26 protein-coding genes and 1 other RNA gene are annotated in these 23,216 nt (G+C 49.1%); 16 read left to right on the top strand and 11 right to left on the bottom strand.

The window, feature by feature from the left end:
- The first annotated feature begins 124 nt into the window (after positions 1-124).
- The 7 genes from gshA to CFF01_RS13200 all read left to right on the top strand — a co-directional run bounded on the left by gshA (position 125) and on the right by CFF01_RS13200 (position 9,092).
- Positions 125-1,714, top strand: a complete 1,590-nt coding sequence (gene gshA, locus CFF01_RS13230; protein WP_198387045.1) for a glutamate--cysteine ligase — start codon at positions 125-127, stop codon at positions 1,712-1,714.
- A gap of 16 nt (positions 1,715-1,730) precedes the next feature.
- A complete protein-coding gene (locus tag CFF01_RS13225) occupies positions 1,731-2,177 on the top strand; it encodes a hypothetical protein (RefSeq protein ID WP_088905109.1) in 447 nt (148 codons plus the stop codon).
- Between the two features lie 254 nt (positions 2,178-2,431).
- A complete protein-coding gene (locus CFF01_RS13220; RefSeq protein ID WP_088905108.1) occupies positions 2,432-3,049 on the top strand; it encodes a transglycosylase SLT domain-containing protein in 618 nt (205 codons plus the stop codon).
- A 184-nt stretch (positions 3,050-3,233) separates the two neighbouring features.
- Complete coding sequence (gene purE, locus CFF01_RS13215; RefSeq protein WP_088905107.1) at positions 3,234-3,743, top strand: 5-(carboxyamino)imidazole ribonucleotide mutase; 510 nt, start codon at positions 3,234-3,236, stop codon at positions 3,741-3,743.
- A gap of 320 nt (positions 3,744-4,063) precedes the next feature.
- Positions 4,064-4,621 carry a sigma-70 family RNA polymerase sigma factor gene (locus CFF01_RS13210; RefSeq protein WP_088905954.1) on the top strand — a complete coding sequence of 186 codons (558 nt, stop codon included), beginning with the start codon at positions 4,064-4,066 and terminating at the stop codon, positions 4,619-4,621.
- Positions 4,611-5,282 (top strand): hypothetical protein, encoded by a 672-nt coding sequence (locus CFF01_RS13205; RefSeq protein WP_088905106.1) that lies wholly within the window; start codon positions 4,611-4,613, stop codon positions 5,280-5,282. The genes CFF01_RS13210 and CFF01_RS13205 overlap by 11 nt, the downstream gene beginning before the upstream one ends.
- Positions 5,283-5,783: 501 nt before the next feature.
- Positions 5,784-9,092: a S41 family peptidase gene (locus CFF01_RS13200; RefSeq protein ID WP_088905105.1), complete on the top strand. Its 3,309-nt coding sequence runs from the start codon at positions 5,784-5,786 to the stop codon at positions 9,090-9,092.
- 261 nt (positions 9,093-9,353) lie between these two features.
- Here CFF01_RS13200 and CFF01_RS13195 read toward each other — a convergent pair whose 3' ends face one another.
- From CFF01_RS13195 to CFF01_RS19150, 5 genes are all read right to left on the bottom strand, one after another.
- The gene (locus tag CFF01_RS13195; protein ID WP_033538554.1) at positions 9,354-9,791 is read right to left on the bottom strand and encodes an OsmC family protein; all 438 of its coding nucleotides are present in this window, start codon (positions 9,789-9,791) and stop codon (positions 9,354-9,356) included.
- A gap of 131 nt (positions 9,792-9,922) precedes the next feature.
- Entirely contained in the window at positions 9,923-10,114 is a 192-nt protein-coding gene (locus CFF01_RS19155; protein ID WP_157705004.1) for a hypothetical protein, read from the bottom strand.
- Positions 10,115-10,380: 266 nt separating this feature from the next.
- On the bottom strand, positions 10,381-10,701 hold the full coding sequence (locus CFF01_RS13190; protein WP_088905104.1) for a DUF3325 domain-containing protein: 321 nt from the start codon (positions 10,699-10,701) through the stop codon (positions 10,381-10,383).
- Positions 10,698-12,326: a PepSY-associated TM helix domain-containing protein gene (locus tag CFF01_RS13185; protein WP_088905103.1), complete on the bottom strand. Its 1,629-nt coding sequence runs from the start codon at positions 12,324-12,326 to the stop codon at positions 10,698-10,700. The genes CFF01_RS13190 and CFF01_RS13185 overlap by 4 nt, the downstream gene beginning before the upstream one ends.
- A gap of 4 nt (positions 12,327-12,330) precedes the next feature.
- Complete coding sequence (locus CFF01_RS19150; protein ID WP_157705002.1) at positions 12,331-12,639, bottom strand: hypothetical protein; 309 nt, start codon at positions 12,637-12,639, stop codon at positions 12,331-12,333.
- A gap of 365 nt (positions 12,640-13,004) precedes the next feature.
- Here CFF01_RS19150 and hpf point away from each other — a divergent pair, with 365 nt between their 5' ends.
- Positions 13,005-13,361: a ribosome hibernation-promoting factor, HPF/YfiA family gene (gene hpf / locus CFF01_RS13180; protein WP_033538551.1), complete on the top strand. Its 357-nt coding sequence runs from the start codon at positions 13,005-13,007 to the stop codon at positions 13,359-13,361.
- A gap of 60 nt (positions 13,362-13,421) precedes the next feature.
- Here the strand turns inward: hpf and CFF01_RS13175 are convergent, their stop codons facing one another.
- Entirely contained in the window at positions 13,422-13,838 is a 417-nt protein-coding gene (locus CFF01_RS13175) for a hypothetical protein (RefSeq protein WP_088905102.1), read from the bottom strand.
- Between the two features lie 149 nt (positions 13,839-13,987).
- Complete coding sequence (locus CFF01_RS13170) at positions 13,988-15,073, bottom strand: M35 family metallo-endopeptidase (RefSeq protein WP_088905101.1); 1,086 nt, start codon at positions 15,071-15,073, stop codon at positions 13,988-13,990.
- 470 nt (positions 15,074-15,543) lie between these two features.
- On the opposite strand from CFF01_RS13170, the gene CFF01_RS13165 reads away from it, so the two are divergent.
- Together CFF01_RS13165 and CFF01_RS13160 are read left to right on the top strand one after the other, a co-directional pair.
- A complete protein-coding gene (locus tag CFF01_RS13165; RefSeq protein ID WP_088905100.1) occupies positions 15,544-15,966 on the top strand; it encodes an organic hydroperoxide resistance protein in 423 nt (140 codons plus the stop codon).
- Between the two features lie 9 nt (positions 15,967-15,975).
- On the top strand, positions 15,976-16,398 hold the full coding sequence (locus CFF01_RS13160; protein WP_232479440.1) for a DoxX family protein: 423 nt from the start codon (positions 15,976-15,978) through the stop codon (positions 16,396-16,398).
- A 169-nt stretch (positions 16,399-16,567) separates the two neighbouring features.
- Here CFF01_RS13160 and CFF01_RS13155 read toward each other — a convergent pair whose 3' ends face one another.
- Positions 16,568-17,509, bottom strand: a complete 942-nt coding sequence (locus CFF01_RS13155; RefSeq protein WP_088905099.1) for a LysR family transcriptional regulator — start codon at positions 17,507-17,509, stop codon at positions 16,568-16,570.
- A 141-nt stretch (positions 17,510-17,650) separates the two neighbouring features.
- Here CFF01_RS13155 and CFF01_RS13150 point away from each other — a divergent pair, with 141 nt between their 5' ends.
- Genes CFF01_RS13150 through CFF01_RS13135 form a run of 4 tightly spaced genes read left to right on the top strand, consistent with a single transcriptional unit; the run spans position 17,651 to position 20,410 of the window.
- Positions 17,651-17,887 (top strand): hypothetical protein, encoded by a 237-nt coding sequence (locus CFF01_RS13150; RefSeq protein WP_088905098.1) that lies wholly within the window; start codon positions 17,651-17,653, stop codon positions 17,885-17,887.
- Position 17,888: 1 nt separating this feature from the next.
- Positions 17,889-18,821 (top strand): sodium-dependent bicarbonate transport family permease, encoded by a 933-nt coding sequence (locus CFF01_RS13145; RefSeq protein ID WP_033538546.1) that lies wholly within the window; start codon positions 17,889-17,891, stop codon positions 18,819-18,821.
- A gap of 9 nt (positions 18,822-18,830) precedes the next feature.
- Entirely contained in the window at positions 18,831-19,313 is a 483-nt protein-coding gene (purE, locus tag CFF01_RS13140; RefSeq protein ID WP_088905097.1) for a 5-(carboxyamino)imidazole ribonucleotide mutase, read from the top strand.
- Positions 19,313-20,410, top strand: a complete 1,098-nt coding sequence (locus tag CFF01_RS13135) for a 5-(carboxyamino)imidazole ribonucleotide synthase (protein ID WP_088905096.1) — start codon at positions 19,313-19,315, stop codon at positions 20,408-20,410. Before purE (CFF01_RS13140) ends, CFF01_RS13135 begins: the two co-directional genes overlap by 1 nt.
- Before the next feature lie 225 nt (positions 20,411-20,635).
- On the opposite strand, the gene ssrA is transcribed toward CFF01_RS13135, so the two are convergent.
- Positions 20,636-20,991: a transfer-messenger RNA gene (gene ssrA, locus CFF01_RS13130) on the bottom strand.
- 117 nt (positions 20,992-21,108) lie between these two features.
- A complete protein-coding gene (smpB, locus tag CFF01_RS13125) occupies positions 21,109-21,603 on the bottom strand; it encodes an SsrA-binding protein SmpB (RefSeq protein ID WP_033538531.1) in 495 nt (164 codons plus the stop codon).
- A 203-nt stretch (positions 21,604-21,806) separates the two neighbouring features.
- Between smpB and CFF01_RS13120 the strand changes: the two genes are divergently transcribed.
- Positions 21,807-22,241, top strand: a complete 435-nt coding sequence (locus CFF01_RS13120) for a type II toxin-antitoxin system RatA family toxin (RefSeq protein WP_088905095.1) — start codon at positions 21,807-21,809, stop codon at positions 22,239-22,241.
- 27 nt (positions 22,242-22,268) lie between these two features.
- Complete coding sequence (locus CFF01_RS13115) at positions 22,269-22,601, top strand: RnfH family protein (protein ID WP_088905094.1); 333 nt, start codon at positions 22,269-22,271, stop codon at positions 22,599-22,601.
- Between the two features lie 81 nt (positions 22,602-22,682).
- On the opposite strand, the gene CFF01_RS13110 is transcribed toward CFF01_RS13115, so the two are convergent.
- The gene (locus CFF01_RS13110) at positions 22,683-23,183 is read right to left on the bottom strand and encodes an outer membrane protein assembly factor BamE (protein WP_033538528.1); all 501 of its coding nucleotides are present in this window, start codon (positions 23,181-23,183) and stop codon (positions 22,683-22,685) included.
- Positions 23,184-23,216: the final 33 nt, after the last annotated feature.

The raw sequence follows: 23,216 nt of genomic DNA, 5'->3' as shown, positions 1-23,216 counted from the left end.
TTTATTTTTTTCCCTTGCCAAGGATCTAGCACAGCGGCTATTTTGTGGTGATGGCGAAAGCAAACGCGCTTATTGCAGGTCTGACTTGCAAGGCAAACGGTTGAAGCAATGAGAGACAAAGATATTGAACTCTTTCAATGAAGTGATTGGCCTACTCGATAATGAGCAGGGACGAGCCGCACTGGCGGGGATGATACGGGGCATAGAGCGCGAGGCATTACGTATCGAACCATCTGGTCATCTGGCAACAGATAAGCACCCAAAGGCATTAGGAGCAGCGCTAACGAATTCGCGGATCACTACTGATTATAGCGAGTCGTTGCTCGAGTTCATTACACCCGTGTATCAAGACATTGACGCACTGCTGACGGATCTTACTCAAACCCACGCCTTCACTGTTCGTCATCTGGGAGAGCAACAGCTCTGGCCGGTTAGCATGCCCTGTTATGTCGGTGATGTGGCCGATATCCCCATTGCCGACTATGGCAGTTCTAACACTGGCAAACTTAAGCGTTTGTATCGTAAAGGGCTAACCTACAGATATGGTGCGCAGATGCAGATCATCTCTGGAGTGCATTTTAATTTTTCCGTATCCGATGACCTGTGGCAAAAGCTTTATCAAGTGTCAGATAAGCGTCTGAACCTTGGCGATTTTATTTCAGAGTCCTATTTCGGATTGATTCGAAATTACCGCCGTCTGGTGTGGGTACTCCCTTATCTATTTGGCGCCTCTCCGGCATTGTGTAGCTCCTTTATCAAGGATCAGAAAACCGATCTGGCTTTCGAAAAGCTAGGCAAGGGCACGCTTTATCTACCTTATGCCACCTCGCTGCGCATGAGTGACCTTGGTTATACCAACAAGGAGCAGGAACGGCTTAATATCAGTTACAACTCCCTCGGCGAATATCTGTCGGGGATCAATGCTGCCATTAAGATGCCGTCAGCCCATTTTGAGAAAATAGGCGTTAAGGTTGATGGTGAGTTTCGCCAGTTAAATTCTAATGTATTGCAGATAGAGAATGAGTTTTACTCGCCTATTCGTGCTAAGCGCGTGACCCAGGCGGGAGAGAAACCCTCTCAGGCGCTCGCCCGTGCCGGGGTTGAATATATCGAGGTGCGAGCGCTGGATGTCAATCCATTTAGCCCGGTAGGTATCGAGGCCGACCAGGTGCGTTTTCTCGATCTCTTCTTGCTCTACTGCCTGCTTACGCCATCGCCTAAGAGCGATGCTCAAGATGAGGCGGCGATTAGCGAGAACCTGAACCGAGTGATCACCCATGGGCGTCAACCTGGGCTCACCTTGTGTAAGGCAGGAGAAGAGATAGGGTTGAAAGACTGGCTAGAATCGCTATTTGGCGAGCTAGAAACCTTAGCTAAGCTGCTCGATGGCGAGGAAGATGCGTATCAACAGAGTTTGGCTCATTGGTATGAGGCGGTTCAAGACCCTGCTAAGACACTGTCTGGCAGAGTGATGTCGGCCTTGATGGCTAAAGGCGTCGATCACAGTCTATGGGTTAAGGAGCTGGCTAAAGAGTATTATCACGCCTTGTTGGATTATCCCTTGAGCCCTAAGGTTGCATCGGATTATGAGGCGGCGGCCGAGCAGTCGCTGCAGGACCAGGCTCAGCTTGAAGCCGAGTCGGTGCAGGACTTTGAACAGTACCTAGCCGATTACTTTGCCGAGGCGCCGCAGCCAATAGAACAAGTGGTATAAGGTTAAGGCGAGTGACATGAGAGTCAGTTCAGCTTGTAGAAAAGTCAGTTGTTATCTTGCGGCGCTCGCTATCTTGTCAGGCTGCGCCTCTGGGCCTGACGAAGACGCCTTATGTGCAACTGTGTCCGGCTATCAGATGCCGGATGAATCCCAGGGGCTCTATCGCGCCGTGGTGACACACCTTAATGGTAAGCCGGTGATCTCAAGGCCAAATTATCGCCTGGCGCCAGGGGAGTATCAATTTACCCTAGCCGAGCTTATCGACTCGCCGCGATTGAAAGTGAAACTCGCGGCGCGCCAAACCAAGACTTTGACCCTGCACCTTGAAGCCAACCAACGCTACCATCTGGCCGCCCAATTTAATCAGGATAAGATCTATCGAGGTTTAGATACCGATTACTGGCAGCCTGTCGTTTGGGCGCAGGAACCCCATGAATGTGAGTTTATTAGCGAAACCAATTAGTAAACAGCCTCTTGGCGTTAAATTTGACCGCTGCCGATTGCTTCTCGTGGGTAAGGATGTGAAACTAAGCTCTGTTGAGCTTTGAAGTTTACTTCTGTTTGATTTAAACGCATTTTGAGCCAAGCGCGAATCTTGAAGTACTGTTTCGCGATGTCAATGGCAACAAACAAGCAATCGCCGATAAACGGACGCAGAAACTAACGACAAAGGTTAATAGCCCCTATTTTGAATCGCTTATTGTTTTGGGTCTTTTGATGACAAGAATTTCCGCCCTAGTTACCGCCATGTTATTGCTCTCCCTTGGAGGCTGCGCCACTTCTCCGCCTAAGGATCCAGAAAATCTTTGCGCCATCTACCAGGAGAACCGTGACTGGTATGAGGCCGCGGTCGATGCCCGTGAAAAGTGGGGCGTGCCCGTGCATGTGCCCTTAGCCATGATGTACCAGGAAAGCTCATTCAAACACAACGCTGCTCCGCCGATGGAATATTTCCTCGGCTTTATCCCTATTGGGCGAGCCAGTGACGCCTATGGCTATGCACAAGCCAAAACCATGACCTGGGATGATTATGTCCGTGAGACAGGTAATTCCTGGTCCAGTCGCAGTAACTTCGATGATGCGATGGATTTCATGGGGTGGTTCATCTACAAGACCCAGAAGATCAACGGCGTGTCTAAGTGGGATGCTCGCAATCAATATCTTAACTATCACGAAGGTTGGGGAGGCTATAAGCGTGGTACTTATAAGCAAAAACCCTGGCTGATTAAGGTGGCCGACAAGGTGGATAAGCGTGCTAAGCGCTATGCGGCTCAGTATCGCACTTGTCAGGAAAACTTAGATTCTTCCTGGTTGTGGCGGTTGTTTTTTGGGTAAGCAACAGGTCAGAACTCACTGTTTTATCAGCGGTACAATATTTTTAAGGTGAATTTAAGCTAAGCTTTTGCTGCTTATGCTTTTTTTCTTTGGTTGAGTTAATCCGCTCGGCCCCTGTTATCTGCATTTAAAAATGACTATAATGCGCGCAAAACAATAGCCTTACCTACAAAAAGGATAAAAGATGACTAAGCCATTTGTTGCCGTATTAATGGGATCAGATTCTGATCTCCCAACAATGCAAGCCACCTTAGATGTGTTAAAAACCTTCGGTATTCAATTTGAAGCTAAAGTTACCTCGGCGCACCGCACGCCAGCGGCAACACACGCTTACGTTACCGATGCCGAAGCGCGTGGTTGTAAAGTCTTTATCTGCGCAGCGGGTCTGGCTGCTCACCTGGCAGGTGCTGTAGCGGGTATCACTACTCGTCCAGTGATTGGTGTGCCAGTTGATTGTGGTCCACTGCAGGGACACGATGCCCTATTATCAACTGTCATGATGCCTGGCGGTGTACCTGTTGCGACTGTGGCGATTGGTAGCGCAGGTGCGAAGAACGCAGGTTACCTGGCAGCGCAAATGCTTGCAGTTGGTGACGATGCCTTGGCGCTAGCGGTAAAAGAAGAACGTGCCAAATCGGCAGAAGCCGTACAAGCCAAAGATGCCAAGCTGCAAGAGAAGCTAGCTCAAGCATAATTGCGCAACTTATCGAAAATAAACCGCGAGCCTTAGGTTCGCGGTTTTTTTATGGGCAGCAATAACCCCTTTTGCTAGCTGATACGTTTACATCACTAAAGGCTTACCTAAAACTCAGTACGCGAAGCACTGAAAATTTGGTGCGTTAGTTAGCCATATAGTTGAATTAACTCGCAAGTTATTGGCTAAGCATGGACAAACCACGTCGGGCGATGCAGACTCACTATAGCATCCATTTCTCTCCGCTGAAGGAGCTGACATGAGGGAGTCCCAGCGTGGAACAAGTATCTGAAATCGAGACAGATAGTGATCAGGCTTTAATGGCGCAGTATGCCCAAGGAGATCAGAAGGCCTTTGAGCTGCTTTACCATAAGCACAAGGGTGGCCTGTATCGTTATTTCATGCGTCAGATAGGTGACAGTGCCCTGGCTGAGGATCTTTATCAAGAGACCTGGAGCCGAGTGATAAAGGCGGCCAGTGGTTATCAGCAAAGAGCCAAGTTCACCACCTGGCTCTATCGAATCGCTCATAATTTACTGATCGATCACGTCAGAGCCCTTAAACCGGTAGACAGCTTGAGTGAGCCTATAGGGGAAGAGCAGACATTAGAGTCACAGTTAACAAGTGATGTGGCGGTGCCCGATAGTCAGCTTGAAGAAGAACAGAAGGCGATAATTTTAAAGCATTGCATTAGCCAGCTTCCCCATGTGCAGAAGGAGGCTTTCTTGCTCAGTGTGGAGATGGGATTTACGGCGGCAGTGATCGGCGAAATAGCCGGTGCGGGCATGGAGGCGACCAAGAGCCGTATTCGTTATGCCAGTCAGGCGCTCAAAGCCTGTGTGCAACAGAAATGGCAGGAGCACGCGAATGTCAGATAGAAGCGAACAGGAGATCTCGAATCTTCAGCTAAAAGCCCTGTATCAGGCTAAGGCTAACGAAGAGCCTTCGGCCGAACTCGACGCGCGAATATTGGCTATGGCGAGCCAACATCAAAGCAAGCTTAATGAGTCGGCGGGTAATGGGGATGTTAAGGTCGTCAGTTTCTGGCGTCAATATCGCTGGCCATTATCATCGGCTGCCTCGGTTTTATTGCTTTCAAGCTTGTTACTGCTTAATTTAAATCAGCCACAGCCCCCCATTACTGAGCAGATGATGCCTATGATGGCCAGCGATCAAGCCGTCGAGTCGATGAGAGCCGTCAAGCCGTCAGACGGTGCGAGTCAGATGCAGCCGCGGACAATGTCGCAGCAAGCACCAGAATCTAGTGAGCAGCAGGGACCTGTTGCGCAAAGCGAAAAGAGTCATAAGCTGGCAGCACCGATAAACGCGGATGGCCAAGCTAAGGCGAATATTTCAGATATTCAGGCGGTAAATCATCTACAACAGCTGGTCGATAGTGAGTTGTGGAGCGATGCCGATACCCTGTACCAGCGACTGTTGAAGGAGCGTCCAAGATTGCAAGACAGCGGCCATCCTCAGCATGCTCAGTGGTTAGCGCTTGTAGATAAAATTAAGGCCCATCGACAGGGGAAAGAGTGACTTAAGCTGAAGCATTAGCATGATAAACGGGGCCTTAGCGCCCCGTTTTGCTTATGCAATCAGGTATGTTATCGCATCCAAAATCCCCAGCGACTCTCGAATAGATTGCTCATAAGGAGCAATATCTAGTCAAAACGTCAGATGATAAAAGGTGGAGAAGGGATAAAAGGGATGAAAAAGGTGCCTAGGCTGGCTATGGCGTGTCGCTGCCAGGCCTTATCTATCAAAGTTGTGCCTGACTAACGCTTGCCGCCAGCGCCTCAGGCTGGCTCGAGAAAAACTACCCAATGCGCTTACTCTGTCCGCAGAAGCTGAAACCTTAGCCGTTACCTTATTATCCATATCTTGTCCTCTAGCGACCTCAGGTGAGGAGTTGTTACGCCTCAGTAAACTTGTACACATTTGCTAATACTTCTTTGGTTATAAATTACTGTAGATTTAAGGAAAGTTTGCTACCTTGTTGCCCCATAAGAATAAATTTGATCTTACTTTGAGCGTATTATGAAACTTTCTCATCTTTTTGCCTGTTGCGTCTTGGCATTGGGCACGGCTTCATCCTCTCCGCTTTTTGCTTCTCAGACCAACAATATTCAGACTGTCAATTCAACCGCGTCAGAGAATATTGGCTATTACCGCTCTCCAGCCCTACATGACGATACCTTGGTCTTTACCGCTGAAGGCGATCTTTGGCTGCAGCAACTGGGTGATCCCCAGGCCAGGCGTTTAACCAGTCTTCCGGCAGAGGAGCTCGGGGCAGCGATTTCAAACGACGGTCGCCAGCTGGCTTTTGTCGCCAACTATGAGGGAGCGAGTGAGGTCTATGTGATGCCGCTTAAGGGCGGCGTGGCCAAACGAGTCAGTTTCGAAAATAGCCGAGTGCGGGTTCAAGGCTGGACCCATGATGGCCAGGTGCTGTATGCCACCGATAATGCCTTTGGTCCGGCGAACTACTGGGTGCTACGCAGCGTCGATCCTCAGACACTCAAGACGCAAGATCTGCCATTGGCGGATGCCATCGAGGGCGTGATTGATAGTGTAGGGCAATATGTCTACTTTACCCGCTTCGGTCTGCAGGCCACGGGCGATAACGCTAAGGTATATCGCGGCGGCGCCAAAGGAGAGTTGTGGCGCTTTAAGCTGGGTAGCGAGCAGGAAGCGGAGCCGTTAACCGCGGGCCATGATGGCTCTGTTCGTCAGCCTATGCTGTGGCAAGAGCGTCTTTATTTTGTCAGTGATAGCAGTGGCAACGATAACATCTGGTCGATGACGCTCGATGGCAAAGATCTGCGTCAACACACACAATTTGATGCCTGGCAGGTGCGTGGTGCCCGATTGGATAATGGCCGTATCGTGTTTCAGCAAGGCGCCGACATCAAGCTTTTCGATATTGCCAGTAATCGCCTCACCACAGAGGAGATCCACTTAACCTCTGATTTTGCCGAGCGTCGCGAGCACTGGGTCAACCAACCTATGAAGTTTGCCACCTCTACGCACTTGGCTCCTAAAGGGGACAAGGTGGTGATCACAGCTCGTAGCCATGTTGCTGTGGCGGGTACAGATGGGTCGCGGCTGGTGGAGCTGGCCTTGCCAGGGGATTACCGGGTGCGCGGCGCCGTGATGAGCCCAGATGGCAAGTGGGTCTATGGTATCAGCGACGCCTCTGGCGAGCAGGAGATCTGGCGCTACGCGGCCGATGGCAGTGCGTCGGCTAAGCAGTTGACTCAGGATGCCAGCGCCCTGCGCATGGGGCTGAGCCTGTCACCCGATGGCCGATATATTGCCCATGATGATTACAACGGCGATCTCTGGTTATTGGATCTCAAGAAGGCTCGCAACACTAAGATCATGACCAATGGTCAGGGACTTGGCCCTTATGGTGATGTGGTTTGGTCTAACGATAGCCGTTTTATCGCCGTGACCAAGGATGAACGTGGCCAGCTTAGGCCTCAAATTGTGCTCTATTCACTGGAGGAAGATAAAGCCCAGGCGCTGACCAGCGACAAGTATGAATCTTTCTCGCCAGCCTTCAGCACTGATGGTCAATGGCTCTATTTCATTTCAAACCGTGCCTTTAACGCCACGCCGACATCGCCTTGGGGCGATCGTAACATGGGCCCGGTTTTTGACAAGCGTGGGCAGATCTTTGCCCTGGCGCTGACACCTGAGGCGCGCTTTCCCTTCAGTAAGCCGAATGAGCTCAGCGTGACAGCTGAGAAAAAGGACGAAGCGGATGATGCAAAGATACAGGTGCAGTGGCAGGGGCTCAGCGAGCGCCTGTGGCAGGTGCCTGTCGCTTCGGGGAATTACAGTAAGCTACAGGTGACAGACAAAGGCCTTTATCTCATCTCGCGGTCGGTGGATGCTAACCAGGCTCCTAAGCTCGATTGGATTAAATTTGATCCACTGGCGCCTAAGGTGGAGACCTTCAGCGAAGATGTCGCCAGCTATGCGCTTTCGGCCGACGACAGCAAGTTATTTTTGCGTCGTCACAGTAAAGGCGGCGAAGAGATGCTGATTGTCGATGCGGGTGATGCCTTGCCGAAAGATCTGGCCCACGCCAGAGTGCAGACCGAGCAGTGGCAACTGGCCATTTCGCCTCAGCTAGAGTGGCAACAGATGTTTGAAGATGCCTGGCTGATGCACAGAGACTCCTTCTTCGATAAGCAGATGCGCGGTCTCGACTGGCAGGCGACCAAGACCAAGTATCAGCCGCTGTTGGCCAGGCTGACAGATCGCCATGAGCTTAATGATATCTTCAAACAGATGATGGGTGAGCTGGATGCCTTGCACTCGCAGGTGCGTGGTGGCGATCTGCCGCAAAACCCTAACCTTCCTCAGGGGGCCAATCTAGGGGCTCGTCTGTTGCAAACAGAAAATGGGGTCAAGATTGCACATATCTATCAAAACGATAGTGAGCTGCCTGAGTTGGCTGCGCCGCTGGCAAAGGTGGATGTGAATGCCAAGGTGGGCGATCTCATTCTTGCGATTAATGGTAAGCCGGTGACTAGCGTTGCCGATGTGGCGCGTTATCTGCGCAATCAGGCTAGCAAGCAGGTGTTGCTGACGCTCAAGCGTGGACGCAGTGAGATCAAGACCATAGTGTTGCCTGTATCCAATCGCAACGATGCCAAGCTGAGATACCTGGATTGGGTCAGTAACAATAACCAGAAAGTCGCCAAGGCGGGCGATGGCGAGATAGGTTACCTGCATCTTTATGCCATGGGCGCGGGTGATATCGCCAGCTTTGCCCGCGAGTTCTACGCTAATATCGATAAGAAAGGCCTAATTATCGATGTGCGCCGTAATCGCGGCGGTAATATCGATAGCTGGGTGATCGAAAAACTGCTGCGCCGTGCCTGGATGTTCTGGCAGCCGACTCAAGGCACGCCAAACACCAATATGCAGCAGACCTTCCGTGGTCATCTTGTGGTGCTTACAGATCAGCTAACCTATTCAGACGGTGAGACCTTCTCTGCTGGCATCAAGGCCTTAGGCTTGGCGCCGCTTATCGGTAAGCAAACCGCAGGCGCAGGCGTTTGGTTGTCTGGACGTAACGCTCTGACCGATAAGGGGATGGCGCGAGTTGCCGAGTATCCGCAATATGCGATGGATGGTCGCTGGATTGTCGAGGGGCGTGGTATCAGTCCGGATATCGAGGTGGATAACCTGCCCCATGCCACCTTCAAGGGACAAGATGCCCAGCTGACCAAGGCGATCAACTACCTTAAGCAGAAATTGGAAGTTGAACCTGTGTTGCCGATCAAGGCACAGCCTATGCCTGCAAAAGGGATGGCCCAAGACATTAAATAAACTGTGCATTAACGCCTTGTGTTAACTAAGTAAGTTTTAGGGGGTTACCGACCAAGCAGTTCCCAGGTCGGTAACCTCCATTTTTATTGAAAGATGGCTTGATTTGAAACGATTGGTTGTCGCGTGGCAGATATCAATCGAAAAGAGTGATAGCCAAATGAATGGCTAATGGATTGCCATAGCCTCGCTTATCTGCCTGTCTTGACTCGATGTATCGGGGGATGGAACTCAATCCGGACTGCAATGCTCGAGCTGTCGATTCTAGCTAGGTGTTATCTTTATCGTCAGCTCTTTGGTTAAGGAGTTGGCAATAAAACAATGTTTATGAGCCAAAGCATGCAGCTTGGCTAACGTCTCTTCGCTCTGCTCTGTGTTAAATATCACTTTAGGATTTAGCGTGATTTGCGTGATTGCCGTGCGCCCCTGGCTATTGCGGCCAAGCTCGGCGCTGGCACAGTCTTGGTAGCTAATTACCTCAAGGCGTTTCTTCTGCGCTATGGTTAGAAAGCTCAACATATGACAGGCAGCGAGTGCGCTAAGCAGGCTCTCCTCTGGATTGACCTTATCCTGGCTGCCTTGATACTCAGGAGCCGCAGAACCTTCAAGTGTTTGGCCACTGGCAAAATCGAGTTGATGATCTTTGCTGCGTTGATCTTGATCTCTGGTTTGCGGCCAAGAGATGGTGACTGAAAAAGACATCTGGCTTGGGAGTTAGTGACTGAGATGGCCAATATAGCAAAGATTGCTGGCTTTGCCCTCAGCAAAATCTATTGAATCTAAAAGGTTAGATTTGCAAGGCGCTTTTGCGCTGCCAGAGCTCGCTTGGGGTCTCAGTTTTTTTGATGTGCCTGAGCACTTAACTGCAGCGCCAATGGCGACAGTGTGACTTTGTCTTGGGTATGGTCTGCGGCGTTAGCCAATTGCCGATAAAGCCCTACTTGAGCCTTGGACTTAGTTTTTCCATTTGCGCTGGAATCGTGACGCATCCACTTCTGGTAAGCCGTCGTTTTTGAAATTCGCACCTAGATGCCTGTTAATATCTGCCTGAGTATAAGCAGATGATAAACAACAGTGACTGAATCCAGGCTGAATGAAATATGTGCAAACAGGCGATTTAAGTTTAGAGGCTTAAGTTAACAGGCTTAAGTTAATAGCTTTAGTTGAAGTGTCTATCAATCGAAACTGATTCTCTGCACTCAGCTTTATATATTCAGCTTTGTGCACTCAGCTTTGTAAACTCAGCTTTGTAAACTAATCCCCTAGCTCCTTTTTAACCTAGCTTGTTATCTCATATAACGAGGTTGCCTAACGCAATAACTGTCGCGGTTATCATGGCGGTGGGCAGGGTTTTGGCTTGATAGCTGAGTAGCAAGATAACGGTAAGCGCTGCGCCGCTCATGACACCAAAAAAGGTGATACTGGCATAAGCGATATCATACTCTTGAATCAATAGGCTAAAGCTGAGTGCTAATAAGCCCCAGCCCAGCAAGGTGAATATCCTTTGCTGTTTACTGCTGGGGGCCTTATTAAAACAGCTCTTAAAATGAGTGAACATGGCCAGCGCCAGTGCGCCAAAGGCGGTAAAAGTCAGTGACAGTGCCGCGATCATGGGCGTACCTCCTTCATTTTGCCAGTGTGCTTAGCAGGCATAGAGCGCTCAATCAGACCTGGAGCTTGAGATACTCGCTTGGCGGCAAAGCCAGCGATTAAGGCAAACAGCAAACAAGCGATGTCTACTCCGGCCAAGGTCCATTGACCGGCGACTATGTTGCCGACAAGGTGTTGTCCTGAGGTCACCGCGTTGAGTAGTGGCAGTGCCCCAAACGCAAAGGCGGTCAGCATTAGCCATTGTCGCCAGCGTGCTAATGATTGTTGGTTTCGTACTGCGTCCCAGATGGCGATACAGGCGATAACCGCTATGGTGATAAAGAAGCTATCGACTTCGCGCTGGGCTCTGTCGCTCAGGTCGACGGACAGTAAGCGGTTAGCGTAGAGAAACACTGCGCTAGCCAGCGGCAGCCCGCAGATCACGCTGATATTGAGGACATTGACGAGTTTAAGATCCATCGAAGGCTTAGCGCCTGCCAGTATCGCTTTTTGCTGTTTTTGAGCAATCTTTACCGCCCAAAGAAGTGTGCCTGTGGCGATCATGGCGCAGCCCATCAGTCCGCAGAGGAAGAACAGCCCCCTTAGTGCCCAGTCGGCAAAGCGCGCGGTATGCAAGGCCATCAGGGTATCATAGGTCTGATAGGTCGCCGTTTTGAGATCTTCTTTAAAGAGTGGCTGGCCGGTGACGCCATCGAAGCTAAGCATAGTGCGGCTGTCTGTCACCTTATGGGCGCTATTGAGGGTGAAGCTGATGCGGCTGTTATCACGTCCTGGCGCGTTTATGGTCACCTGTTTTAATGGCGCCAAGCCCCACTGCTGCTCTACTTGTGGTAATAGCTGCTTTGCTTGAACCAACTCGGCGGATACTTGGCTTGGTTTAATCTGCATGCGGGCGGGATTGAGGTCGGCGCGAAAGGCGCGTACATCGCCATCATATTGAGTTAAGGCGCCCCAAGGCATGAACATAAACATCAGGGTGATCAGGCCTGTATAGGTGATGATCAGGTGGTAGGGCAGCGCCATGACGGCACTCACATTGTGGGCGTCGAGCCATGAGCGGCTTCCCTTGGCGCGTCTGAAACTGAAGAAGTCTTTAAAGATGCGTTTATGGATCACCACGCCGCTGATCAGGGCGATAAGCATCGCCATAGTGGCCAGGCCAACAATCCAGCGCGCAGTCGCTACCGGAAGGTAATGAAGATCAAAGTGTAAGCGATAGAAGAAGTTGCCCCCTTTCGAATCGCGTATTTCGGTGATCATCTGCTGACTATTCTGACTGACCACATGTTCGTGATATTTACCGCGGCGCTCGCCTTTAAGCGGGGCATCTTGCCAGGCAAAGCTTAGGTAAGGTTTACGCTCGGTAGGCAGACTGATGATCCAGCTATTAGCATCGGGTGCGACTTCGGCCAAGTAGTTCTGGCCTTGTGCGATCTGTTTGTTTAGTAGCTTTTGAGAGTAGCTTTGAAATACTTCCTGGTGTAGCTCAGGTTTGCTCCAAAGGGTGATCTCATGGCGAAAGTAGCTCAAGCTACCCGCAAAAAAGATAAGCAAGAGTAGCCAGCAGACGGCTAAACCCGCCCAAGTATGCAGCCAGGTCATAGAGCGGAAAAAGGTTTCTTTCATGGTATTAACCCAAAGCTAAGGTGAGGCAATAGAGCGCTAAGCAAACTGTCAGAGGTTCCAGTACCACGCGTTTGTGGGATTTCAGGCTAAAAAGTCGAATGATCATGGCAGCAAACAGGCTAAAAGAGCTCATGGTTGCAATCAGTACCGCATCGATTCGGCTAAGGGGTAATAACTCTGTCAGTAAGACGCAGGCGAGTGCTGCAGTGCCGTAACCGCCGAGAAGAGAGCAGAGTAAACGTATAATGACGGAAGCTGTGGGAGAGAGGTCTCGCTCAAACAGCGACTGATACTTGGCTATGGCGCTATTCACTATCGGTTATGTCATGGTGTGTTAGGTATACGGTATCTTACCCTTGTTGACATAAATTCTCATTCGCATTTACATGTAAAGCTAACCGATTATCATGAGTGTGGTAGATAAAAGACAAATTGATTAAATTTTGTTTACTTTGTGGGATTTATGCTCGATATACCCCATTTGTGCCTGATATTCTGTTTTGCCTGCTTGCTTTTAACCTCTATGGGGAGTACACATTAGTAGACACTGAATGGATATTTACTTGGATTTCGCCCATGCTTAAATAGGCGTTAAATGAAAAAAAAGCGTTTCACCCCTTGTTTTTTCTTTCACTCATCCCAAGTTCATTATTGAAGTCATCCTAAAAAGGAAAACCTATGAAAATAAATCTTTCTGGTCACCACGTAGACATTACCGATTCAATAAAAGAGCATGTGAATCAAAAGTTTTCCAAAATCGCGACCCATTTCCCCACGTTAATCTCACTCGATGTCATCATTGCCAAAGAGCATGGAGAGTATCAGGTCGAACTCAGTACGAATTATGAAGGTAGTCGGATATCAGCCTCTGGGAGTGACGATGTTATGTATCCGGCTATAGCGGCTGCAGCCAAAAAACTTGATGCGGCGCTAAAGCATAGAAAAGGTCAGTTGAAGGCAGATTTACATCAAAAGCCAGTAAGTACGACACCAGAGATAGCCCATGAGATCATTCAAGAGATGAAATTGGTCTAATCGGCGTCGAGTTTCATTGATAAAAAACCACCCTCTGGGTGGTTTTTTTATGTCTGAAGATCAGGGCAGACTTATTAATAAGCTGGGGCATTCAAGGTAAGTCGCATCTTCTTTGTGGTCCAAACTTTGGATTAGATGCAAAGTCTTGAGCGATACCCGATACTCGCCAGGTGCGATAACGTAGGCCTGAGAAAGCTGCAGCGATGCGGTTAACGGTTTATCCGTTGGTAACAGCAGGTATTCATCGTCGCTGGGCTGGCCGCGCTTGGCCAGTGCGCCTTGATACTCGAGAACTGTCTGGCGCTGAGTATCGGTTAGGGTCAAAAATTCACTAAACCAGGCATCGAAAGGTGTGGCACGGCTAAGCAGGTACCATTGGCTATCTGGCGGCGCGCTGATCTCAAAGGTGAGGCTATTTGCCTGATCCGCCTTATATAGGCGACAGCTGGGCATGGCTTGCTGAGCAAGACTATTCATACTGACCATCCAAAGCATCAAGAGGCTAACTGATAAGTATCCTAAGGGATTTGACATAAGCATTTATCGAATAGGCATTTATAGGAACAGGTGAGAACAAAAAAGGGCGGAAACTTCCGCCCATAATGACAAGAAAGAGTACAACTAGATTAGTTCAAGTTAGGTGTGTTTTCAGCAAAATATTCATGGCTGTCAGCATTTTGTATTGCTTTAGCTGGATCGCTGATCGCCAATGATTTTGCACCACTTTGGCCATAGACAATATCGTCGGTACCAGCCACGACATTAAAATGGCTGGTTTCATGGATAATAGTACCGCCCTTAGAGTCGGTACCTGTTGTCGGGGCAGACCAGAAGGCATTACACATGTAGATCTTATATGGCTGCGTTGGGTAAACATAAGCAAAGTATTGCTTCTTACAGCTGCAGTCGAAGGTGAGGGGCTCGTTGTTTAACGCGTTATCAATTTTGCTGAAATTGTTGCTCACCGTGTTCCAGCGAGATGAGCTGTATGCGCCAAACCAGGTGCTGTAACGCTGTGAATTGCTGCTGGCAGTGGCTAGGTGCTGGTTCGCATCGGCTGACATGTTTTTCGCCGCGGCTAGACCCGCCAGAATATCGCTTTGTTGTGAGTTGCTGCAGCGTCCAGTGAAAGAGATGCCGTCTGGTGTCGTACCACCGCCATCACCAGTGCCGGGTTTACCTTTATTGGCACCGCCCTTAAACTCACGACCTTCCAAATAGAAACTGGCTGATTCAGACTGTATCCCTTCGATACCGAGACGAGCTAGTTTTTTCGCCTGACCCGGGTTAGGAGAAAACAGTTGCATAGAGCTGACATCATAGCTGATCTCATAGTTGGCGGTTGCCGACATGTCATATAGTGAAGACAGTTCTACTTGGTAAGAGATACTCTCACCCGCTTTTAGCTTGATGTAGTCCTTATGGCTTGGTGCTGGGCGCTTGTAATGAGCGCCTAAATAAGGGCGAGCTTGACCATCTGCTGTGACTTTAAAGAGCGACTCTTCAACACCCTCTGCCGCGGTAAACCACTTAAGTAGTTTTACCGGTACATTCTCTTCGTTGGTTAACGTCAGGGTCACCATGACGTCTTGATCGCTACTAAAGCTGTCTTGGCTCATTTGCAGTTTAGCGGCGATCCCATCGGCAAGGGCCGATTGACTTAGTAAGGTGGTAGCGATGGCGAGTGTTGATAATTTGAATAGTTTGCTCATCAATTTTTCCTTTTGATTGAGGTTATTTTTATTGGTGTTAACAAATGTTACTCAGTTGTTACAATTTCGGAGTTTAATCTTATTAAGGTTTGAATAGCAAGCATTTATTGGTGCTTTATTTTGTATAACACCAATTGGGTAGAGTATTGGTCTTTATCTCTTGGGGTGGGGAGAGGTTCAGTTTGAAGTCAGCTAACTTTTAGAGGTATGGGATGGTTTGCGGTGGATTATGAAGGTGAGGCTAGTGGTCATTAGCGCCTTTTATCGTTTTCTCTCACAGTACGGTTTTTAGGTTTTCATATTGATCTCATTCAGGGCATCGACTGGGTCTTTCAATTTGGTGTTGTGTGAGCGCTTTGTCGCAGGAATTAAAATTTAAATTGCACGCAATTTAATTTGGGGGTATAACTTGGGTTAAATGAATTGTGCGCAATTTAAATTTATCTTTTGAAGTGATCTTAGGAGTTAACATGAAAACCTTATATGAAACCCAAGCAACAGCCAGTGCAGGGCGTAATGGCCAGGTAGCAACCGATGATGGCAAGCTATCTATTGCTCTTAGCTACCCTAAAGAGATGGGCGGAACTGGCGAGGCGAGCAACCCGGAACAGTTATTTGCGGCGGGCTACAGCGCTTGTTTCTCAAATGCCATTTTGCATGTTGCCAAAGAAGCAAAAGTCAAATTGTCTCAGGCGCCAGTCACCGCTAAGGTTGGTATAGGGCCTCGCGCCGAAGGCGGTTTTGCCTTGACTGTGGCCCTAAGTGTCGAGCTGGATTTGCCGCAGGAGCAAGCTTCTGACTTGGTTAAAACGGCTCATCAGATTTGTCCTTACTCTAACGCCGTAAGCAACAGCATTGACGTAGGACTAATGGTTAATGGTGAGTCTTTGTAAGTGCAAATTATGAATAGTCATTCGATGGATGAACGATTCGCTTCTGCGGGTATCATAGTTGGGCGTATCATGCTTGCGCTCTATTTTCTTGTCCCTGGGCTCATGAAGTTTGTCAGTTGGGATATGCATGTAGCCTTAATGGAGCGACATCAGATGGTGCTAATTCCGCTGCTGCTTGCCAGTGCCGGCGTTAGCCAGATTGTTGCGGGAATTTGTTTAATATTAAACCGTTATACGTCAGTGATTGCTTCGCTGTTAGCTATGATGGTGTTACTGATTAACGTTACACTGCATGATTTTTGGCATTTCGAAGGGCTTGAAGCGGCACATGAGATGCAAAATTTCATTAAGAATCTAGGTATATTCGCAGGTTTACTGGTGTTGGCTGGCCACAGTCACCTCAAGCACCTTGGTAACAATGGGTTTCGCTAGGTCTAGTTTAGATAATCCGTAAGCCTGAATTTGTCAGCCATTGCCTATGGGGGTCAGTTATAGTGGCGCCCCCTAATGACCTAGCTTGTATAAATGTCTGCAAAATGGCGCATAGATAAGCTAGATCTTCACCAGGACACAATAAAAGGCCCCATTCTCTGGGGCTTTTTTATAGCTTGTGCTTGGCGAGCTCGGTCAGCAACATTTCGCGTCCCTCGCTTTCCACATGGGTCAAAAAGGCCTGGGCGATCGCCGAGGGGCGTTTAGATTTTAGCCAGAGAAAATACCAGTTGGAGTTGATCGGCAGCTCCTTAACATTTAGCTGAGCCAATCCGGTATTTCCACCAAAGGCGAGGGTATGGGCCGAGAGTATGCTGACGCCTAGCCCTGACATTACAGAGTGCTTGATCGCCTCGTTGCTCTCTATGGTCATCTTGACGTTGAGTTTAACGCCCTGTTTAGCCATAAAACGCTCGATGGCCAAGCGAGTGCCCGAGCCATTCTCACGCATCAAGAAGGGTGCCTCGCAGAGCTCTGCCAGAGAGACGCCTTCCTGACTGACGAAGGGATGATTCTCGGGGGCTATGGCCACCAGGGGATTGTTGAAGAACTCTATGCTCTCGGTATTGAGCTCTCCTGGCGGGTGACTAAACACATAAAAGTCATCAATCCCTTGTTTGAGTCGCTCGATGATCTGTTGTCGGTTACCCACATTTAGCTGAACGGCGACATTGGGGTAACGCTCGCAAAAGGGGCCCAGCAGATGGGGAATAAAGTACTTTGAGGTGGTCACCACGGCCAGACGCAGGGTGCCCGACTTTAACTCTCCCATATCAGACAGGGACATTTCTAGCCGCGCAAAACTGTCGAGGATTTCGGTCGCTGCCTTAACGACCTCCAATCCCGCTTCGGTAAATATCACCTTACGCCCGACAATGTTATACAGCGGAAAACCTATCACTTCAGCCAGTTTTTTTAGCTGCATAGAGATGGTGGGCTGAGTGAGGTGTAGCGTTTCGGCCGCGCCACTGACACTGCCACAGTCATAGACAGCCAATAAGATCTCCATCTGTCTGAGGGTGCCTAAGTGTGCCTGTAGCCTAAGAGACATAGTCGTCACTCCATGTATAGATTTTTATCTATATAAAAACATAAAAATATCTATTTTTATATATAAATTATTTTTGGCAAGATCGTCGCTATTGAAAGAACACCGAAAACGTTGCGGTATCAGTCGTAAACGGGGGATCTTATGAAACACCTATTTCAATTTGTTTTGGCAGAGAAACAATCACTTTTCAGTATCTTTGTTGGCTTAATGGTTGCGGCACTCGCCTTTGCCACCATGAATGAAGGTCACAACGGTATGGGACTGCTTATTGTTGGCATCAGTTTGATTTCACTGAGTCTAGTGTCAATTGCCATCAAGATGTCATCTAAGCGTCGTGCCGTAAAACCTGCGCCTAGCCTGCAAGTCAAGGGCGCATAAGATGCAGCTCGATATCACGATAGCCTTTTTTATCCTCGGCGCCTTGGCAACGTTATTGAGATCTGACATCCAGTTTCCAAAGGCGCTGTATCAGAGTCTGACCCTATTTCTTATGTTGGCCATCGGTCTTAAAGGTGGCGTGGCGTTGTCTAAATACGGCTCGATAGCCCTTTTGCCTCAGTCACTTTTGGTGATTGGGCTTGGTTTGGTTCTTCCTCTGATCGCCTTTCCCATTCTGCGTTTTATCGGCCAGCTTAAGCTTGAAGATGCGGCCTCTATCGCCGCTCACTACGGCTCTGTCAGTATAGGCACCTATGCGGTGGCCGTGGCCTTTCTAGAGACGCAAAACATCAGTTATGAAGCCTATTTCCCGCTATTTGTGGTGTTGCTGGAGGTCCCTGCCATTGCAGTAGGTATCGCCCTTGCTAGACGTTCGGGTACTAATGTTAAGTGGCGCGAGCTGATTCATGAAGTGTTTTGCAATCAAAGCTTAGTGTTGCTCGTCGGAGCCCTAATCATTGGCTACTTGTGGGCTGAGCGTATTGAAGGGATCACGCCGCTCTTCTTCAATCTGTTTCATGGCATATTGGCACTCTTTTTACTTGAGATGGGCATGCTCGCGGCCAGCAGGCTTAAAGATCTCAAGCATATGGGCAACTTTATGCTGGCGTTCGGCGTATTTATGCCGCTGCTAGGCGGTTTATTGGGCTGTATTTTAGGTTTACAGATGGGGCTGTCGAACGGCGGCGCAACTTTACTGGCTGTACTGGGGGCTAGCGCGTCTTATATCGCGGTGCCGGCGGCCATGCGGGTCGCTATTCCCGAAGCCAACCAGAGTCTGTCGATCACCTATTCATTAGCAATTACATTTCCGTTCAACGTATTGGTGGGCATTCCTACCTATGCGCTGTTCACAAATTGGTTATCAAATTAAGAGGCACGTATGAGCAAAGCAAGAGTAGCAATCATCATGGGTTCACAGAGCGATTGGCCGACCATGAAAAATGCCACCACAGTCCTGGATGCCCTAGGTATCGCTTACAGTAAACAGGTGGTTTCGGCCCATCGCACGCCTGAGCGTCTGGTGAGCTTTAGCCATGGCGCAGCAGACGAGGGGATTGAGGTGATTATCGCTGGTGCTGGCGGCGCGGCGCATCTGCCGGGCATGACGGCGGCCATGACACATCTCCCGGTGATCGCTGTACCCGTAATGAGTAAGGCCCTAAAAGGAATGGATAGCCTGCTGTCTATCGTGCAGATGCCAAAAGGAGTCGCGGTAGCCACTCAGGCAATTGGTGATTCAGGCGCCTTTAACGCCGGCCTAATGGCAGCGCAAATTTTGGCGCTGGGCGATGCAGAACTGACCAAGCGTCTATGTGACTGGCGCGCTAGCCAAACCTCAGGTGTGTCGCTGGAGGTAGAATAATGCGCATTGGCATCATAGGTTGTGGTCAGCTGGCGCGTATGATGGCGCTGGCGGGCATTCCCTTAGGCCTTAAATTTAGCTTTGTGGCCGATGGTGGCCCTGATACGGATCTCAGTTGTGTCGAAGGCCTGGGCCCTGTGGTTCCCTGGCAGCTAGGACAGAGTGTAAGCGAACTCTATAAGGCCTTGGGACAACCGGACGTTATTACGGTCGAGAAGGAGCAAGTGGATCTGGATTTAGTGCGTGCACTCGAAGCACATTGCACTATTAGGCCCAATGTTGACAGTATTGCCAAGTGCAAGAGCCGTATTCATGAAAAGCAGCTGTTAGCCCAGCTTGATATTCCTTGCGCGCCTTTTACCTATGACGTCAGCCTTGAAGAGAGTGCCAAGACATTAGGTTACCCCATGGTGATCAAGTCGCTCGATGAAGGCTATGACGGCAAAAATCAGTGGGTAGTGCGTAGCGATGAGGAGCTTGCCAAGGTATTGCCTGAGCTGAAAGCAGGTCATTATTTGGCTGAGCAATGGATCCCCTTTGACGCCGAAGTGTCTATTATCGGTGTGCGTAGTGCAAGTGGTGAGGTGAGCTGTTACCCCCTAACCGAGAACCAACATCAGAACGGTATTCTGGTGCGCTCAATGGCACCGGCTAGAGGGTTAAGTGCCGAGATGGTGCAGCAAGCGCAAACTTATATGACCAAGCTGCTGGAAGCACAGCAGTATGTAGGTGTACTTGCCATGGAGCTGTTTGTGGTGGGTGATAAGCTGCTGGTCAACGAGTTGGCGCCAAGGGTGCACAACAGCGGTCACTGGACCCAGCTCGGCGCTCAGACTTGCCAGTTTGAGAACCACATTCGTGCCGTCGCCGGACTCGCCCTAGGGGCCACTTCGGCCATAGGTAAGACGGGCATGCTGAACCTGTTAGGGGTTGCTGCACCGCCTATGGACGCCCTGAGTGCCAACGCTAGCCTGCACTGGTACAACAAGGCCGCCAAGCCCAACCGCAAGCTAGGACACATCAACTTCATGATGGATGATTACGGCCAACTCGCTAGCCAGATGCAAAGCGTCGAACAGTCGCTGGTGAAGTGCTAAGTTAAGTGACTGTGTCTAGTGCTCTAAATTAGAGGCTAGTTAAAGTCAGAATCGTTGATGAAAGCCCCGACAACATATGTCGGGGCTTTTTTGTGTCTTAATATCTGAATTTAAGTACTTTATTTGGCTTTAGTGGGTAATGTGACATCGACAGATACAAAAAAGCCGCTAAACCCGTCTGGTAAGGGTTTAGCGGCCTTTGAAGGTTATTGCTAACCTTTGTGTTGGTGGAGGCGGCGGGGCTCGAACCCGCGTCCAAAAAGCCTACATCCTCGGCGCTACATGCTTAGTCTCTCTTTTGGTTAACCAAGTACACTCCGAAAGACAGGATTGCAATTGGCGAGTTCAGTACTGTTTCGCGGTTCACCCCTGAACGTGGTTCCCTCGCTATCAAATGTAAAGGTGACCATCTTAATACTCTGCCCATTTGAGAAACGTGAGCAAGATGGCTAGCTAGCCTAAGCTGCTAGAGCGTAGTTATCGTCGTTTGCAACTATAACTGTGCGGCTTTTTACGAGGCCAACCGCCCCTCGGCATGCTCCTAGGGTTTCGTGAATCTTGTCGAATCCAGAATCGCCCCCAGTACAATGTTGATTGTAACCTGCTAAATCCTCTAACACCAAGGATAAATCATGTTGTTACAATTGATTGTTCGTTATCCGACCATTTTACCTGTTTAAACAGTAAGCTTACGCTAATTACTGTTGAACGGCTTTTTTCATGGTACGAGATTTTTCAATCTTCCACTCGCGCTCTTTGGTATCGTCGCGCTTATCGTGTTCTTTCTTACCTTTACCCAAACCTATCTCAATTTTAACCCAAGCGCCTTTGCGCCAGTACATAGAGATCGGCACAATTGAGTAGCCTTGACGGTCTACCAGACCTTGCAACTTATCCAGCTCTCTGCGGTTAAGCAGTAGCTTGCGATCGCGCATAGGGTCGCACACCACATGGGTCGAAGCGGTGTTTAGAGGTGTGATAGTGCAGCCAAATAGGTAGGCTTCACCGTCTCTGAGAAACACATAGCTTTCAGACAGGTTGACCTTACCGACTCGGATCGATTTCACTTCCCATCCCATCAGGGACAAGCCGGCTTCAAACTTTTCTTCAAATTTATAGTCGAAGTTTGCACGTTTATTACGAGCAATCGTTGCCGGTGGGTTCTTTGATTTTTTTGCGTTTTTCTTTGCCATAGGAGGGCTATTATACGCGCGCTTGATCAATTTGGAATTGGCTACCGCGATTATTTGTTTAATTTGCCCACTTTAAGTGGTCGAGATGGCGTTTTTTTGTTCGAGGCAAGCTTAATGGTTGAGGTGACCCGCCATGGCTAGCATGTTAAAATCATTTTTTTGCTTTATGGTGTAAAGGCCAAGGTTTCAGGTTAAACAGTCATATGCCCAAGATTTCCCGCAGTGTGTTAGTCCGCTTTAGTGCTATGCAGATGTACGAGTTAGTCAATGATGTTGAATCCTACAAGGAGTTTTTGCCTGGCTGTGTCGGTGGTAAGGTGCTCGAGTTTGATGGCAAAACCATGTTGGCTTCGGTCGATGTGTCTAAGGCGGGGATTAGTAAGACATTTACTACGCGCAATCAAGTGATCCCTGGTAAGCGAATTGAGTTGGAGCTTGAAAATGGGCCTTTTAAACACCTACATGGCCGGTGGGAGTTTACTGAATTAACCGAAGATGCCTGTAAGGTGGACTTTGAGCTTAGCTTTGAATTTTCCAGCCCGATTGCAGATATGGCATTTGGTAAGGTTTTTAAAGAATTGATGTCATCTATGGTTACTGCGTTTACCAGTCGTGCCAAAGTGGTTTACAGCCAATAGCGATTTTTAAGATTCCTAGGAAGTAAGATGAGCGATCAAGATAAGTTTGCCGTTGAGGTTATTTACGCTTTGCCCTCGCAGCAAAAGCGTATCAATGTGATGGTGGAGCCTGGCACCAGTTGTATCGAGGCAGTTAGACAGAGCGGTATGTGTCGTTTTTTCCCTGAGATAGATCTGGAGAAGGTCAAATTGGGAATATTTAGCCGCGCAGTTAAGCATGATGAGGTGTTGCACCCTGGTCAGCGGGTAGAGATTTATCGTCCCTTGATTGCCGATCCTAAGGATGTACGCCGTCAACGTGCTGAAAAGGCTAAAAATGAGGGGCGAGCCAATAAAACCACAGGGGCTAAGGTGAGCTAGCCGAGTGAGTTATCATTAAAAAAGGGTCTAAAGCTAAGCTTTAGACCCTTTTTTAATGTATGCGTAACGCTTCAAGCAATGTTATTCAAACTCTTTGACTTCGTTGAGTTCCTGCGTCTTTTTCTCTTCTACGAGCGGCTTGGTATCTGGACGCTGCTCAGGGTTAAGCGGCACTAGGTCACCTTTGGGGGCGCTAAGTTCAGGTAGTTCACTTTGATCAAGCGGCGTATTAAAGTCGGCGGCCAGTTCATAGTCGCCATCGACTTGAGTCAATTTGTCGCCAGTGAAGTGCAGCACGAGTTCTTTGTGGGTAATGCTGGCATCACGTCCATTTTTGTAGTGGTAGACATAGTACCAGGTATCATCTGAGAAGCTGTCTCTAAGAACCGGACGCCCCAAGATATATTCGACCTGCTCTTTGGTCATCTGGATTCTGAGCTTTTCTACTTGCTGGGTTTCCATATAGTTGCCTTGCGGCACGTCAGGTTTGTAAACCAGCCAGTCAAAAGCGCCACATCCGCTTAATGAAAGAGACAGCGCCGCAGCGCCTAATAGAGTCATACTATGTTTTTTTATGGTCATTGAAATGCGCTACTTCCCTAAAAATCTGTCGGC

This window comes from Shewanella marisflavi, from assembly GCF_002215585.1.
Lineage (GTDB): Bacteria > Pseudomonadota > Gammaproteobacteria > Enterobacterales > Shewanellaceae > Shewanella > Shewanella marisflavi.
Note: the sequence above shows the minus strand (reverse complement) of the source record. Positions and strands in the feature narration are given on the sequence as shown.

Coding starts and splice junctions, on each gene's coding strand:
- CFF01_RS13225 (WP_088905109.1), top strand. CDS start 1,731: ATGAGAGTCAGTTCAGCTTGTAGAAAAGTCAGTTGTTATCTTGCGGCG.
- CFF01_RS13220 (WP_088905108.1), top strand. CDS start 2,432: ATGACAAGAATTTCCGCCCTAGTTACCGCCATGTTATTGCTCTCCCTT.
- purE (WP_088905107.1), top strand. CDS start 3,234: ATGACTAAGCCATTTGTTGCCGTATTAATGGGATCAGATTCTGATCTC.
- CFF01_RS13210 (WP_088905954.1), top strand. CDS start 4,064: ATGGCGCAGTATGCCCAAGGAGATCAGAAGGCCTTTGAGCTGCTTTAC.
- CFF01_RS13205 (WP_088905106.1), top strand. CDS start 4,611: ATGTCAGATAGAAGCGAACAGGAGATCTCGAATCTTCAGCTAAAAGCC.
- CFF01_RS13200 (WP_088905105.1), top strand. CDS start 5,784: ATGAAACTTTCTCATCTTTTTGCCTGTTGCGTCTTGGCATTGGGCACG.
- CFF01_RS13195 (WP_033538554.1), bottom strand. CDS start 9,791: ATGTCTTTTTCAGTCACCATCTCTTGGCCGCAAACCAGAGATCAAGAT.
- CFF01_RS13190 (WP_088905104.1), bottom strand. CDS start 10,701: ATGATCGCGGCACTGTCACTGACTTTTACCGCCTTTGGCGCACTGGCG.
- CFF01_RS13185 (WP_088905103.1), bottom strand. CDS start 12,326: ATGAAAGAAACCTTTTTCCGCTCTATGACCTGGCTGCATACTTGGGCG.
- hpf (WP_033538551.1), top strand. CDS start 13,005: ATGAAAATAAATCTTTCTGGTCACCACGTAGACATTACCGATTCAATA.
- CFF01_RS13175 (WP_088905102.1), bottom strand. CDS start 13,838: ATGAATAGTCTTGCTCAGCAAGCCATGCCCAGCTGTCGCCTATATAAG.
- CFF01_RS13170 (WP_088905101.1), bottom strand. CDS start 15,073: ATGAGCAAACTATTCAAATTATCAACACTCGCCATCGCTACCACCTTA.
- CFF01_RS13165 (WP_088905100.1), top strand. CDS start 15,544: ATGAAAACCTTATATGAAACCCAAGCAACAGCCAGTGCAGGGCGTAAT.
- CFF01_RS13160 (WP_232479440.1), top strand. CDS start 15,976: ATGAATAGTCATTCGATGGATGAACGATTCGCTTCTGCGGGTATCATA.
- CFF01_RS13155 (WP_088905099.1), bottom strand. CDS start 17,509: ATGTCTCTTAGGCTACAGGCACACTTAGGCACCCTCAGACAGATGGAG.
- CFF01_RS13150 (WP_088905098.1), top strand. CDS start 17,651: ATGAAACACCTATTTCAATTTGTTTTGGCAGAGAAACAATCACTTTTC.
- CFF01_RS13145 (WP_033538546.1), top strand. CDS start 17,889: ATGCAGCTCGATATCACGATAGCCTTTTTTATCCTCGGCGCCTTGGCA.
- purE (WP_088905097.1), top strand. CDS start 18,831: ATGAGCAAAGCAAGAGTAGCAATCATCATGGGTTCACAGAGCGATTGG.
- CFF01_RS13135 (WP_088905096.1), top strand. CDS start 19,313: ATGCGCATTGGCATCATAGGTTGTGGTCAGCTGGCGCGTATGATGGCG.
- smpB (WP_033538531.1), bottom strand. CDS start 21,603: ATGGCAAAGAAAAACGCAAAAAAATCAAAGAACCCACCGGCAACGATT.
- CFF01_RS13120 (WP_088905095.1), top strand. CDS start 21,807: ATGCCCAAGATTTCCCGCAGTGTGTTAGTCCGCTTTAGTGCTATGCAG.
- CFF01_RS13115 (WP_088905094.1), top strand. CDS start 22,269: ATGAGCGATCAAGATAAGTTTGCCGTTGAGGTTATTTACGCTTTGCCC.
- CFF01_RS13110 (WP_033538528.1), bottom strand. CDS start 23,183: ATGACCATAAAAAAACATAGTATGACTCTATTAGGCGCTGCGGCGCTG.